The 13,957-nt window shown below is 73.6% G+C and carries 11 protein-coding genes; 9 read left to right on the top strand and 2 right to left on the bottom strand.

From position 1 onward, the window contains the following. Positions 1 to 51 precede the first annotated feature (51 nt). The 5 genes from AACH11_RS14105 to AACH11_RS14085 all read left to right on the top strand — a co-directional run bounded on the left by AACH11_RS14105 (position 52) and on the right by AACH11_RS14085 (position 5,680). Entirely contained in the window at positions 52 to 1,680 is a 1,629-nt protein-coding gene (locus AACH11_RS14105) for a DUF4384 domain-containing protein (RefSeq protein ID WP_341374877.1), read from the top strand. A gap of 71 nt (positions 1,681 to 1,751) precedes the next feature. Next, positions 1,752 to 2,321, top strand: a complete 570-nt coding sequence (locus AACH11_RS14100; RefSeq protein WP_341374876.1) for a sigma-70 family RNA polymerase sigma factor — start codon at positions 1,752 to 1,754, stop codon at positions 2,319 to 2,321. Beyond that, a complete protein-coding gene (locus tag AACH11_RS14095; RefSeq protein ID WP_341374875.1) occupies positions 2,318 to 3,199 on the top strand; it encodes an anti-sigma factor in 882 nt (293 codons plus the stop codon). The genes AACH11_RS14100 and AACH11_RS14095 overlap by 4 nt, the downstream gene beginning before the upstream one ends. Positions 3,200 to 3,498: 299 nt before the next feature. Continuing rightward, positions 3,499 to 4,893, top strand: coding sequence for a type II toxin-antitoxin system HipA family toxin (locus AACH11_RS14090; protein WP_341374874.1), 1,395 nt, complete (start codon positions 3,499 to 3,501; stop codon positions 4,891 to 4,893). 190 nt (positions 4,894 to 5,083) lie between these two features. Continuing rightward, complete coding sequence (locus tag AACH11_RS14085; RefSeq protein ID WP_341374873.1) at positions 5,084 to 5,680, top strand: DUF4124 domain-containing protein; 597 nt, start codon at positions 5,084 to 5,086, stop codon at positions 5,678 to 5,680. A gap of 150 nt (positions 5,681 to 5,830) precedes the next feature. Here the strand turns inward: AACH11_RS14085 and AACH11_RS14080 are convergent, their stop codons facing one another. Further along, positions 5,831 to 7,162 (bottom strand): multidrug effflux MFS transporter, encoded by a 1,332-nt coding sequence (locus AACH11_RS14080; RefSeq protein WP_341374872.1) that lies wholly within the window; start codon positions 7,160 to 7,162, stop codon positions 5,831 to 5,833. Between the two features lie 421 nt (positions 7,163 to 7,583). Between AACH11_RS14080 and AACH11_RS14075 the strand changes: the two genes are divergently transcribed. Next, entirely contained in the window at positions 7,584 to 8,042 is a 459-nt protein-coding gene (locus AACH11_RS14075) for a MarR family winged helix-turn-helix transcriptional regulator (protein ID WP_341374871.1), read from the top strand. Between the two features lie 129 nt (positions 8,043 to 8,171). On the opposite strand, the gene AACH11_RS14070 is transcribed toward AACH11_RS14075, so the two are convergent. After that, positions 8,172 to 9,131, bottom strand: coding sequence for an AraC-like ligand-binding domain-containing protein (locus tag AACH11_RS14070; RefSeq protein ID WP_341374870.1), 960 nt, complete (start codon positions 9,129 to 9,131; stop codon positions 8,172 to 8,174). 234 nt (positions 9,132 to 9,365) lie between these two features. Between AACH11_RS14070 and AACH11_RS14065 the strand changes: the two genes are divergently transcribed. The 3 genes from AACH11_RS14065 to AACH11_RS14055 are packed head-to-tail and all read left to right on the top strand — an operon-like array spanning position 9,366 to position 13,955. After that, positions 9,366 to 11,093 (top strand): GMC family oxidoreductase, encoded by a 1,728-nt coding sequence (locus AACH11_RS14065; RefSeq protein WP_341374944.1) that lies wholly within the window; start codon positions 9,366 to 9,368, stop codon positions 11,091 to 11,093. Further along, the gene (locus AACH11_RS14060; RefSeq protein ID WP_341374869.1) at positions 11,080 to 12,582 is read left to right on the top strand and encodes an aldehyde dehydrogenase family protein; all 1,503 of its coding nucleotides are present in this window, start codon (positions 11,080 to 11,082) and stop codon (positions 12,580 to 12,582) included. Before AACH11_RS14065 ends, AACH11_RS14060 begins: the two co-directional genes overlap by 14 nt. 53 nt (positions 12,583 to 12,635) lie before the next feature. Further along, the gene (locus tag AACH11_RS14055) at positions 12,636 to 13,955 is read left to right on the top strand and encodes an ABC transporter substrate-binding protein (RefSeq protein ID WP_341374868.1); all 1,320 of its coding nucleotides are present in this window, start codon (positions 12,636 to 12,638) and stop codon (positions 13,953 to 13,955) included. Positions 13,956 to 13,957 lie beyond the last annotated feature (2 nt).

Below are 13,957 nucleotides of genomic sequence, written 5' to 3'. Positions count from 1 at the left end.
CTGATCCGCCCTGAAACGCCTTGCACGGACCGCCTGCCGCCGGTGACGACCATGACACGATTCGCCCCCACTGATCCTCGTCGCACGGTGGTGCGCGGCCTGGCCGCGGCACTCGCCGCCCTGCAACTGGCCGGATGCGCCGGCGGCCCCGGCGGGCTGTCGGCCGCCGAGACCCGGGCCCAGAGCAACCCGCTGGACCGGGCCCAGGTCACACAGACCAACTTCACCCCGGCCCTGCGCTGCATGGACGAGCTGATGTTCGAGCTGGGCACCCGGGACGTGACGCTGATGATGGAGGAGCTGCGCGATGCGACGCAGCGGGTGCCGGTCAGCGGCCGCGACATGATGACCTCGGCCCTGGCCGACATGACGCGCCGCTCACGGGCCGTGCAGCTCTCGGCCTTCGGTGCGGACCAGGCCAACCTCGCCCAGCTGCTGCAGCAGGCGCAGAAGACACAGCCCTTCGCTGTGGTGCCCGAGTTCAGCGTCCGCGGCGCCATCAGCCAGATCGACGAGGACGTGCGCCGCCAGAGCTCCAGCTTCGGCGTGCTGGCAGCGACCTTCGGCCTGCGCCTGGGCAACGAGACCCGCCTGTCGGTGCTGGGCTTCGACGCCGCGATGGTGCGCACCGACACCTTCATCGTGGTGCCCGGCGTGGCCTCGAAGAACACCACCGTCATCACCCGCCAGGACAACAGCGCGGGCGACGGCCAGGGCCGCATCCTCAACACCGGCACCGTCTTCGCCTTCAGCGCCGGCCGCACCGAGGGCACGGCCCAGGCGGCGCGCAACATGGTGGAGCTGGCCGCGGTGGAGCTGGTGGGCAAGCTCATCCGTGCGCCCTACTGGCAGTGCCTGGGCGTGGCCGACAGCCAGAGCGGGGTGCAGCGCGAGCTGGAGGACTGGTTCCTGTCGATGGACGAGGGCGAGCGCACCGTCTTCATCAAGGAGCGGCTGCGCGCGCGCCGCTGGTTCGATGGCGCACTCGACGACAGCGCCAGCCCGGCCTACACCCAGGCCGTGGCGGCCTACCGCCGCGCGCTGGGCCTGCCGGCCGCCGGCGACACCGATCTGGATTTCTTCAAGCGCCTGATCACGGAGCGCACCGCGCCGGGTCCGCTGGCCGCACCGGCGCGCCGGGCCCGGGCCCGGGTGGCGGCCACCGAAACGTCCGCCGAGGCGTCCACCGGGGCATCCACCGGCGCGACCGCGCCGACCGTGGCCTCCGCCGCGGCCACGTCCGGCGCCGGCACCGCGCCGGAGCCGGCCACCGCTGCCGCCCCCCCGCCCATCGCCCGCCTGCAACTGACCCGCCGCGCCGCCGGCACCGGCCGCGAGGAGCTGCAGGTGCAGTCCGACGTCGACGGCTACGTCTACTGCTATGCCCAGGACCCGGCCACGCGCGAGGTGCGCCGCATCTTCCCCAACCGCTTCGTGCGCGACCCGCGCATCAGCGCCGGCCGCCGCCTGTCGGTGCCGGGCAAGGGCCGCTTCCGGCTGCCGGCCCAGCAGGCACTGGCCTGCCTGCACGCACCGACCGAGGTCTACGGCGATCTGCCCGCCGCCTTGCGCTGGGGCGACTTCGACACCGTGCGCCTCAACAGTTTCGAGCAGATCCAGCAGGCCTTCGCCCAGGCCTCCGGGCAGAATGTGGCGATCGCCTTGGCTCCCGGCCGCTGACCCGAGGGCAGCGCAGGGCGGGGCGGCCATCGCCATCGCCTTCGCCCTTCAGCCGCCACCCGCTGCGCACCATGCCCGACGACGATCAGCTGCACGCCCTGCTGGGCCGCGTGGCCCTGCAGGACCGCCAGGCGCTGCAGGCGCTGTACCAGGCCACCTCGGGCCGTCTGCTGGCGGTGGCCTACCGCCTGCTGGAGGACCGCGGCGCCGCCGAGGACGTGCTGCAGGAGTGCTTCATCACCGTGTGGCAGCGGGCGGCGCAGTTCCCCGCGCTGCGCGCCAGCCCGCTGGCCTGGCTGACCACCCTCATCCGCAACCGCGCCATCGACGTCGCCCGCCGACGCCGGCCCGAGACGCCGCTGACCTGGCGTGACGCCGAGGGTGAGGAGCACCACCACGACATCCCCGACGAGAGCGGCTCGCCGCTGCAGCAGATGACGCAGCGCCAGGCCGATCACCGCCTGCACCACTGCCTGGAGACCATCGACAGCGAGCCGCGCGCGGCCCTGAAGCTGGCCTACTTCGAAGGCCTGACCCATGAACAGCTGGCCGCCCGCCTGGAGCGCCCGCTGGGCACCATCAAGGCCTGGGTGCGCCGCAGCCTGATGCGCCTGAAGGACTGCGTGGGAGAGCCGGCATGAACTGGCACACGCACCCCGAACTGCTGGACCGTCTGGCCGCCGACTACGCCGTCGGCACGCTGCAGGGCGGCGCGCGCCGCCGCTTCGAGACCGTCATGCGCCAGCACCTGGCGGTGGAGCAGGCCGCGCTGCGCTGGCAGGCCCTGCTGGCGCCGATGAACGAGACCCTGCCCGAGATGACGCCGTCGCCCGTGGCCTGGGAGGGCGTGTCGCAACGCCTGTTCGGTGCCGCCACGGCCGCGGCGGCCGAGCCGCCGGCACCGGCCGCCGTGCGGGTGCTGCGCTGGTGGCAGCGCCTGCTGGCGCCGATCCCGGCCGGCGCGCTGGCGGCCGGCCTGGCCATGGGCCTGGTGCTGCCGCAGGTGGTGGATCTGCGGCGCTCCGGCGCGCAGGACGAGACGCAGTTGCCCGAGAGTTATGTCGGCGTGCTGGCCACGGCCGAGGGCAAGCCCGGCCTGATCGTCTCCAGCCTGCGCCATGGCCACAAGGTCGACTTCAAGCTGCTGAAGGCCGTGCCGGTGCCCGCGGGCACCGAGCTGCATCTGTGGACGCTGGACGCCCAGGGGGTGCCGCAGCGTGTGGGCACGCTGCCGGCATTGCAGAACCTGGCGCCCGGCGCGTTCGCCGGCATCACGCTGCCGCGCACCGCCAACGAGGTGTTCACGCGGGCGGTGGAGCTGGCCGTCAGTGCCGAGCCCGCGGGCACCACGCCCGCCGCGCCGAGCCAGCCCTTCGTCTACCGCGGCCTGTGCGGCAAGTTGTGGCGGCTGCCGCCGGCGTCGGCCTCTGCGTCCGCCTCCGCCTCCGCCTCCGCGTCGGTGCCTGTGCCTGTGCCTGCCGTTCCCCCGGCACCCCCGGCCCCGGCATCGGGATCCTGACGGCCTGAGCGATCGATGGGTGCCTGCGGTGCGGCATCCCACGCTCGTCGTGGGTTCTGAAGACGGGGGGGTGGCCGGCCCCTGGCCCCCGGGCTGCATGACGCCGGGGCGGTTGCGGGCCGTGGCCGGGCGCCACGTCGCCGCGCGGTCCGCACCGCAGGCAACGCGTCATTGCAGGAGCCACCCCCGTGACCATCCCCCCGTGACCATCCCCGGTGAGCGCCATCGCATGACCGCCGCGACATGACCGCCGCCGGCACATGACCCACGCCGCAGGCCCACCGCCCCATGACCGCCCGATGACCACCACCCCACCGCCACCGATCCACGCCGCCCTGCACCTGTGGTGGCTGGGCGATCCGGCCTGCCCGGTGCCGGTGGGCGAGCTGGCCGGGGTGCCCGCCCGGCGCGGCGTCTCGCTGCGCTATGGCGAGCACTGGCTGCGCCATGGCTTCGCGCTCAGCGAGGACCTGCCGCTGCAGCCCGGCGAGCACCTGCCGCAGGACGAGGACGGCGCCCCCGGTGCCGTCGGCGATGCCTTCCCTGACGGCTGGGGTGAGCGGCTGATCCGCCACCTCGACGGCCCGGCCGGCCTGTCGCCACTGGAGGTCCTGTACCGCGCGGGGGACGAGCGCTTCGGCGCCCTCGGCGTGTCCACCTCGGCCCGCGTCTATCGGCCGCACGGCCAGGTCCCGCTGCCGACGCTGGCCGATGTGCGGCAGCTGGCCGGGCTGGTGGACGAGGTGGTGCCTGGGTTGATGCCCACGTCGATCCCGACGCCCACGCCAGTGCCGGTGCCCGAGCCCGAGCCCGAGCGGACGGCGCGCCCGCGCGCTGGTGAGTCGCTGAGCCCATTGAGCCGGTTGATCCCGCTGAGCCCGCTGCAGCGGCGGCTGATCACCTCGGGCGTCGGGTTGGGCGGGTCGCGGCCCAAGGCCCTGATCACGCTCGACGGCGCGCCCTGGCTGCTGAAGCTCAACGCGCCGGGTGAGCGACTGGACGCGCAATTGGACGCACCGCTGGTCGAGCACGCGACGCTGACGCTGGCGGCCCTGGCCGGCATCGCCGTGGCCGAGACGCGGCCGATCCGCCTCGACAGCGCCGGGGCCATCCGCCACGCCCTGGCCGTGCGCCGCTTCGACCGCGACCGCGATGGCGCCTGGCGCCGCCACGCGCTGTCGGCCCATGTCGCGCTGCGCGCGGCCGGCGAGCCCGCGGGCTATCCGGAGCTGGCCCAGCTGCTGCGCCGCCGCGGCGTGGCCGCCGCTGGCCTCGCACGGGCACAGATGCAGGAGCTGTTCCGCCGCATGGTGTTCAACATCCTGATCGGCCACACCGACGACCACGCGCGCAAGCACGTGCTGCTGATGACCGACGCCGGCGACCTGGCGCTGTCACCGGCCTTCGGCGTGCGGCCCGCCGGCCAGGCCAGCGACCACCAGCAGATGCGTGTGGGCCGTGACGGCCCCGCGGCCACGCTGGACAACGCGCTGTCCGAATGCACCCGGTTCGACCTGGACCGCGTGCAGGCGCTGGCCGCGCTGCGGCAGGTGGTGGCGGTGGTCGACGGCTGGCAGGCGCACTTTGCCGGGCAGGGCGTGACCGCCGCAGACATTGCCCAGCTGGCGCAGCAGATCGACCGGCCGGCCTTGCGTGGCCAGCGGGCGATGTGGCGGCGCGGGTCGATGCGCTGAGCGGAGGTCCGCCGTGGTGTGCCGTGGCGCGGCTGTCGGCCGCCTGCGCCCCTCGCGCGTTGAGCAGCCTCGTGTCGGTGCCCGCGGAGCCGAGGCCGGGGGGCCGATGCCGCGGGCGGTGGTGCGCAAGGCCGGGCCGCTGCCCGACACCGGCCGCGCCCGCTGACGCCGACCGCGGCAGGGAGGCCGTATGCAGACCATCGATCGTGCTCTGGGGGCTGCCGTGCTGACGGCCGTCCTGCTGATCCACAGCGGTCCGGCCCGGGCGGCCTGGCGCTGTGTCGGGCCGGCGGGCGCCGTCAGCTTCCAGGATGCGCCGTGCCCGCCCGGGCAGCGGCAGGACAGCATCCAGGCCACCCGCCCGCCCAGCGGCCTGAGCGCTGCCGCCGCCGATCGCTCACGCCGCATCGACGCGGCCATCGTCGCCGGCAGGCCCATCGTCGGCATGAACCGGCGCGAGGTGGACCGCACGTTCGGCAGCGCACCGGACCGCGTGGCCCAGGGCCAGTACCCGGGCGTGATCCGCGACGAGCTGACCTGGGAGCGCAGCGACCGCATCTGGGTCGTCACGCTGGACAACGGCCTGGTCGTCGGCGTGGAGAGCCGCGAGCCGCGGCCGCCGCGCGCGGTGTCCGCGGCATCGAGCGGGGCCCAGACCCGGGCTTGCCCCTCGGCCGCCGAGATCCGCGACATCGAGATGCGCATCAACATGTACGTCAACCGCGACCAGCCGCAGCTGCAGGCCGAACTGGCGCGGCAGCTGCGGGAGGCGCGCGGCTGCCGCTGAGTGACGCGGGATCGACCCGGAATCGACGCGGGCCGGGAGGCCGGTGGTGCGAGGGCAGGCGCCCGGACGGGTGATGGCGGTTTCCGCCATGACGGCAGCGAAGCCGAGCTGCCGCGACCCGGCGGCCGCGCGACGTTGGGCGTGGCGTGCTCAGACGGCCGCGCGATCCGCCGGCCGCGGCCCGCCGCGCCCACCCCCCGGCGCGCCCCACCACAAGCCCAGCGCCAGCACCGACGGCACCGCCATGCCGAGCGCCAGCGGCAAGGCCCCGCGGCCTTCGCCCACCAAGGCCGCGACCAGCGCCGCACTGATGAAGGCGATGCCGAACTGCAGCGCGCCCAGCAGCGCCGAGCCCGCGCCGCCATGGCCGCGCGCGGCCTCCATCGTCAGCGCCTGGCCGTTGGCCGCCAGCAGGCCGGACAGCGCCACCGTCAGCCACAGCGGCGGCAGCAGCACGGCCAGCTGCGTCGTGCCCGAGACGGCCAGCAGCCCGAGCGCACTGAGCGTCTGCAGCGGCAGCGCCCGCTGGAAGATGCGCCGCGGCGTGTGGCGCGCCAGCAGCCGGTGGTTGACGGCCGAGGCCACGCCCATGCCGAGCGCGATCGCACCAAACGTCAGACCATAGGCGATGCGGCCCAGGCCCATCACGTCCTGCAGCACGTGGGACGAGGCGGTGATGAAGGCGAACAGGCCGGTCAGCGCCAGCGCGCCCGTCAGGGCCGGCACCACGAAGGCCGGTCGCCTCAGCAGTGCCCGGTAGTCGCCCAGCATGTGGTGCAGCGGCGTGCGGGTGCGTTGGCCGGGCGGCAGCGTCTCGGGCAGCGCGCGCCAGGCCAGCCCCAGGGCCAGCAGGCCGACGCCCAGCATCGCCAGGAAGATCGCCCGCCAGTCGAAGGCGCTGACCAGCAGCCCGCCGGCCAGCGGCGCCAGCACCGGGCCCAGCGTCATCAGCAGCGCCAGCAGCGTCATCGTGCGCGCGGCCTGGCTGCCCGCATGCAGATCGGTGACGATGGCGCGGCCGATCACCATGCCCGCACAGGCGCCCAGCGCCTGCACGAAGCGCAGCGCGATGAAGGCATGCACGTCCTGCACCCACAGCAGGCCCACCGTGCACAGGCAGAACAGCGCCGTGCCCGCCAGCAGCGGCCCCTTGCGGCCCACCCGGTCGGCCAGCGGGCCGAACAGCAGCTGCCCCACCCCCAAGCCCAGGAAGAACACCGACAGCGACAGCTCCAGCGCCCCATCGGGCGCCCGCAGGTGATGCTGGATCTCGCCGAAGGCCGACAGGTACATGTCGGTGGCCAGCGGCGGAAAGACCGACAGCAGCGCCAGCACCAGCAGCAGCGTGCGGGCGCTGACGGCGGGCGGCGGTGCGGGCGACTGGACCTGAGCCTGGGCCTGGGCCTGAGCCTGGGCCGATGCGTCGGGCGGTTCAGCGGCGGCCGAAGGATCCAGGCGGGAGGTGGAGGCGGGTGGCGGCATGGGCGGTGGGTGCGAGCGCGGGGCAGGCGGTGTCGGACGGCGGCAGCACGGTCGGCGACCGATCCGGGAAGCCGTGGCTGACGGCCTGGTTGTCTTTCCGGAAAGGCATTTGAACCCAAATCCACCGACTTGTCTTTCCAGTGAGACATTCAGGGGTTTGCCGACCGAGTCCGAGACCGAGTCCGGACGTGGGCCGCGGCCACGCCATGGGCAGACCCGGGCCACCGTGGCACAGTGCGCGCCCATGCCCCGCCCCCCGACCCGCCGTGCGCCGGCGCCTGCCCCCGCCAGCCCACCCGCCAGCCCACCCGCCAGCCCACCCGCCAGCATCCCCCCGACCCGCCGCCCGGCCCGCACCCCCTCCCGCGCGGCGTCTCGCTCTCCTGCCCGCGACCTGCCGCTCGATCAGGTGTTCGCCCGCGTGCGCCAGCATTGGCCCGAAGTGGCCGACACCCGCATGGCGCTGACGATGTCGGTGTTCCGCCTCGCCCGCCTGCTGGAGGACAGCGCCCGCCGCGCCCTCGAACCGCTGGGCCTGACGTCCACCGAGTTCGAGCTGCTGTCCATCCTGCGCGCCAGCCCGCCGCCGCACTGCATCACGCCCTCCGAACTGCGCGCGGCCGTGCTGCTGTCGTCCGGCGGCCTGACCAAGGTGCTGAAGACGCTGGAGGCGCGCGGCCTGATCGCCCGGCCGCCGAGCGCAGGGGATGGCCGCTCACGTCCGCTGCAAGCCACCGCGGCCGGCATCCGCCTGACCGAACAGGCGATGGCGGTGGTGCGCAAGGCCGAGGCGGTGTGGCTGGGGGAGGCGGGGGAAGGGGAGACCGCGGTGCTGGCGGAAGGCCTGGGGCGCTTGGCGGCGCGGGTGGAGGGCGGTTGACAGGCCCTTCCCGACAGGTGGCACAGCGGCGCTGGGGCCGCTGTGCTGGCAGCACGCACTGTTCCCGTCATGGCTGCGCACGATGTCCGCGCTTCGCCGTCCCCAGATCCGTGAGCGAACCGGGCTCGTTCAATGCCCCGCCGCAGGCCCCCGCCTCGCCCCGCTCGGCGTCACCCCGAACGCCTCCTTGTACAAGCGGCAGAAATGCGCGGCATTGCGGAACCCGCAGGCGGCCGCCACCGAACTGACGGGCACGGATCCCGCCCCTGGTTCCACCAGTCGCTGGTGGGCCTGCTGCAGCCGGGTGCGCCAGATGTAGCGGTCCAGCGTCTGGGGCTCGTCGTCGAAGGCGCGGTGCAGGTGGCGTTTGGAGCAGCGCATCACCTCGGCGATGCGGGTGATGTCGAGCGCCGGGTCGGCCCAGTGGGTCTGCACGTACTGGCGCACGCGGGCCTTGAGCACGCGGGGCAGGGTGGCGTGTTCGTGGGCCTCGGTCTGGCGGCGGGCCAGGGTGGCGGTCAGCAGGCCCATCAGGGTCTCGGCCACGGTGGGGGCGGCGTCGTCGGGCAGGTCGTCGAGTTGCAGCGTCAGGGACTGCAGGAAGCCGCCCAGCACGGCGGCCAGTCCGGTGCCGCCGCGGGTGGGGGACTGGCAGGTGTGCAGTTCGGTCAGCGGGAAGCCGCGCAGGCGCTGGCGCGGGATCTGCACGGCCAGCAGGCGGGTGCGCTCCAGGTTCTCGATGGCGTAGGGCTGGCGGGGGTCGTACAGGCTCCAGTCGCCGGCGCGCAGGTCGAACTGCCGGCCGTGCTGGCGGATGCGGCCGTGGCCGCGCAGCTGCAGCAGCAGCTTGTGGCAGTCGTCCAGATCGTCGGCGGCGTGGCGGGCGTCGCGGTGCACGCGGTGGGCGGGCACGTCGATCTGGAAGATGCGCAGATCGTCCAGTGCATAACGGATGAGTTGGGCATCCTCCAGGCCCTCGTCCATGGCGTCCACCTGCAGGTCGCCGAAGTGGCGGCGGTTGATCTCGGCCCAGCATTCGGCGCGCTCGGACGGGCGGGCGTGGCGGGTGTGTTGCCGGATGTGCTGCATGGGGGGACGGCGGTTCGGGGGGCGGTGAGGCGGAGGTCACTCAGTTGTTAGTGATTCTGGCCGCGGCGCCGTGCGGGCCGCCCCCGGGCTATCCCGGAGCCCTGGCCGCCCTTGCCTGAGAACGACGCTCCGCTTGTCCGACGGTGACCTGCGCCGCGCCGTGCTTGCCCGCATCCGCCCTGCGCGCTGACGATGCGCCGCGGTCGACAGACCGTGACGACGCAGGAGACGCAGATGCAGGATCAGGACAGGGCGGCGGCCGACGCCGGCACCTTCGACGCCATCGTGGTGGGGGCCGGCTCGGGCGGCTGTGTGGTCACGCGCCGCCTGGTGCAGGCCGGCTGGCGGGTGCTGTTGCTGGAGGCCGGCCCCAGCGACGATCACCTCTTCGTGCGCATGCCGGCCACCTTCGTCCGCGTGATCGGCACCGAGCGCACCTGGTTGTACGAGTCCCGTCCGCAGGCCGCGGCCGGGGGCCGCACCATGCACGTGCCGCAGGGCCGCACGCTGGGCGGCAGCAGCTCGGTCAACGCGATGGTCTACATCCGCGGCCAGGCACAGGATTACGACGACTGGGCGGCCGATGGCCTGCAGGGCTGGGCCTGGCGCGATGTGCTGCCCTGGTTCCGCCATGCCGAGAGCAACCAGCGCCTGTCCGGTGAACACCACGGCACCGAGGGTCCGCTGGTGGTCAGCGACACGCGCTTCCGCCACCCGCTGAGCCTGGCCTTCGTCAAGGCCGCGCAGGAATGCGGCCTGCCCTGGAACCACGATTTCAACGGCGCCCGCCAGGACGGCGTGGGCTTCTACCAGACCACCACCCGCGAGGGCGAGCGGGCCAGCACCGCCGCCACCTACCTGGCCGCCGTACGCCGCCATCCGGGGCTGACGGTGGTCACCCGGGCCCAGGTGCACCGGGTGGTGATCGAGGGCGGCCGGGCCACCGGCGTGGTCTGGCACGACGGGGCCGGCCTGCACCGGGCCAACGCCACACGTGAGGTGGTGCTGAGCGCCGGCGCGCTGTCCACGCCCAAGCTGCTGATGCTCTCGGGTGTCGGCTCGGCGGCGCATCTGCAGGGCTTCGGCATCCCGGTGCGGCAGGATCTGCCCGGCGTCGGCGAGAACTTCCAGGACCATCTGGAGGTCGGCGTCTATGGCCGCTGCCGCGAGCCGATCAGCCTGCTGGGCCAGGATCAGGGCTGGACCGCCCTCCAGCACGGCCTGCAGTGGCAGCTGTTCCGTACCGGGCTGCTGACGTCCAACGTGGTGGAGTCGGGCGGCTTCGTCGACACGGCGGGCCATGGCCGGCCGGACGTGCAGTTCCACGTGCTGCCGACGCTGGTGGGCGATGTGGGGCGTGATCCGCTGCCAGGCCACGGCCTGTCGCTCAACCCCTGCTTCCTGCGGCCGCAGTCGCGCGGCGTGGTGCGGCTGGCCGGGACCGATCCACAGCAGCAGGCCGACTTCGACGGCCGCTTCCTCAGCGCCGAGGCCGATGTGCAGACCCTGATGCGGGGCGTCAGGCTGGCGCGGCGCATCCTGCGGGCGCCTTCGCTGGCGCGGCTGCTCAGCGAGGAGCTGGCGCCGGGCGCCGCGGCCGATCTGTCCGATGCGGCGATCGAGGCCCATGTGCGCTCGCATGCCAAGACGGTCTACCACCCGGCCGGCACCTGTCGCATGGGCATCGACGGTGATCCGCTGGCGGTGCTGACGCCCGAACTGCAGGTGCGCGGCATCGCCGGCCTGCGGGTGGCCGATGCCTCGGCCTTCCCGCGGCTGGTCAGCGGCAACACCAACGCGCCGGTGGTGATGCTGGCCGAGCGTTGCGCGGCCTTCGCCCTCGGCCACGGGCTGGCGGCACCGACGCCAGCCGAGAGCGCCCACCTGTCCGAGCCCGGCGCCTGCGCGCCGACCGTTCACCGATCCACCGCCCCAGCGACCCCGCACCATGAACCTGCTTGAACTCAGTGCCTTGAACCAGCGCACCGTCGGCTTCCTGACCCGCCGCGTGTTCGGCAACGTGATCGACGGCATCGAGCGCGCGCCGGTCGACGGCCGTACGCTGCCCGTCGTCGATCCGGCCACCGATCTGGAGATCGCACGGGCGCCCGACAGCGCCGCCGCCGATGTCGATCTGGCCGTGCGCTCGGCCCGCCGGGCCTTCGAGGATTCGGCCTGGAGCCGCATGCGGCCGGCCGACCGGGAGGCGGTGCTCTACCGCCTGTCGACGCTGATCGAGGCCCATGCCGACGAGCTGAGCGCGCTGGAGACGCTGCAGAGCGGCAAGCTGCAGGGCATCGCCCGCATGGTCGATGTGGGTGCGGGCGCCGAGTTCGTGCGTTACATGGCGGGCTGGGCCACCAAGATCGAAGGGCAGACGATGCAGCCCTCGATCGGCTTTCCGCCCGGCGTGCAGTACCACAGCTGGACCCGCCGCGAGCCGGTGGGCGTGGTGGCCGCCATCGTGCCCTGGAACTTCCCGCTGGCCATCGCGCTGTGGAAGGTGGCGCCGGCCCTGGCCGCCGGCTGCACCGTGGTGCTCAAGCCCTCGCCGGAGACGCCGCTGACGGCGCTGCGCCTGGCCGAGCTGGCGCTGGAAGCCGGCCTGCCGCCCGGGGCGCTGAACGTGGTGTGCGGCGGCGCCGAGGCCGGTGCCGCGCTGACCACGCACCCGGGCGTGGCCAAGATCAGCTTCACCGGCAGCACGGCCACCGGCCAGCACATCGCCCGTTCGGCGGCCGATGCACTGACGCGCCTGACGCTGGAACTCGGCGGCAAGTCGCCGCTGATCGTGCTGGCCGATGCCGATGTCGACAAGGCGGCCCAGGGCGCGGCCATGGGCATCTTCTTCAACCAGGGGCAGGTGTGTACCGCGGGCTCGCGCCTGCTGATCCACCGCAGCCGCTTCGATGCGGTGGTCGAGCGCCTGGCCCATGCGGCCGAGGGCATGAAGCTGGGTTCGGGCTTCGACCCCTCGGTGCAGCTCGGCCCGCTGGTCTCGCAGCGCCAGATGGCCCGCGTGCTGGCGTGCATCGACAGCGCCCGCCAGGAGGGCGCCACCGTGCTGACCGGTGGCCGCCGCCACGGCAGCACCGGCTGCTTCGTGCAGCCCACCGTGCTGGTGGACGTGAACGCCGGCATGCGCGCGGTGCGCGAGGAGATCTTCGGCCCGGTGGTCTGCGCCCAGCCCTTCGACACCGTCGACGAGGCGGTGCGCCTGGCCAACGATTCGCCCTACGGCCTGGCGGCCAGCATCTGGTCCGACGACCTGTCGGCCGTGCACCGGCTGATCCCGCGGCTGGAGGCCGGCACCGTCTGGGTCAACTGCCACAACATGCTGGACAACAACCTGCCGCTGGGCGGCGTCAAGCGCTCCGGTGTCGGCAAGGACCTGGGCCGCGCCGCGGTCGAGAGCTGCACCGAACTCAAGAGCGTGTGCATGGCGGTCTGAGCGGCATGCCGCATCCGCCCACCGATCTGACATCAGAACACAGGAGATACCCCATGACCCGTACCGTTCACCTGGCCCGCCGTGCCGCCGCCGGCGCCGCGCTGGCACTGACGCTGCTGGGCAGCGCGTCCACACAGGCGCAGAGCCAGCCGCCCTCGGCCGCACCCGCTGCGGCACCGGCGCCCGCCGCGGTGCGCCCCGTCTGCGGCCTGTCCAACGGCCAGAAGGCCACCGGCGCGCCGATCCCGATCGGTGCGGTCGTCGGCCGCACCGGGCCCGACGATTTCAGCGCATCGGCCGCCGCGGCCGCCGCCTGGTTCAAGTGCGTCAACGAGAACGGCGGCATCCACGGCCGGCCCATCGACTACATCGTCGCCGATGACCAGTGGAACCCGGAGACGGCCGTCCAGGTCGCCGGCAAGCTGGTGCGCGACCGCAAGGTGCTGGCCATGGTCGGCAACTCCAGCTTCGTCGAGTGCGGCGCCAATGCCCGCCTCTACGAACAGGAGGGCGTGATGGTGATCGCCGGTGTCGGCGTGCCGCGCGAGTGCTTCTTCTCGAAGAACTACGCCCCGGTGAACACGGGCCCGCGGGTGTCGGCCACGCTGGTGGCCGCCCACATGGCGCAGACCTGGAAGGCCCGCAAGATGGTCTGCATCATCCCCAACATCCCCAGCCTGGGCAACTGGGCCTGCGAAGGGGCCAAGGCCTGGGGCGCAGGCCGGGGCGTGACGGTCGAGACGCTGGCCATCGATCCGGCCTCGGCGGATGCCACCTCGGTGATGCTGCAGGCCGCCGCCGGCAAGCCCGACGCCATCATCCTGAACCTGCCCAAGGGCGTGATGGTGCCGCTGCTGGCCGCCGCCGAGCAGCAGGGCCTGCACCGCAGGATCCGCTTCGCGTCGACCACGCCGGCCTATGACGCCTCGGTGCCGCGGGCCATCGGCAAGGCCTGGGACAAGGCGCTGGACCTGCACCTGGAGTTCATGCCGGTGGAGTCCGGCGGTGCCGACAACAGCAACTGGAAGGCGGTGATGGCCGCTCATGCCGACCGCAAGGCACCGCGCGACAGCTTCGCCCAGGCCGGCTACCTGGCCGCCCGCATCGCGACCGAGGCGCTGCTCAAGCTGGACCCGAAGACGCTGGACCGGCCCAAGGTCACGGCTGCCCTGCGGCAGGTCAAGGGCTTCCGCAGCGACATCCTGTGCAAGCCCTTCTACGTCGGCGAGGGCGCGCGCCACAACGCCAACATCAGCGGCCCGATCGCCCGTGTCAGCGATGGCGGGTTCGCGTTGACGGCCCCGGGCTGCCTGACGGCCGACGAGCCGGAGCTGGCCGACGTGCGCGCCGACGAGAAGCGCCTGGGCCTGTGAGC

It is taken from the genome of Pseudaquabacterium rugosum (genome assembly GCF_038066575.1).
GTDB lineage: Bacteria > Pseudomonadota > Gammaproteobacteria > Burkholderiales > Burkholderiaceae_C > Pseudaquabacterium > Pseudaquabacterium rugosum.
The sequence above is the reverse complement of the archived record's forward strand: the minus strand, read 5'-3'. Positions and strand labels throughout refer to the sequence as shown.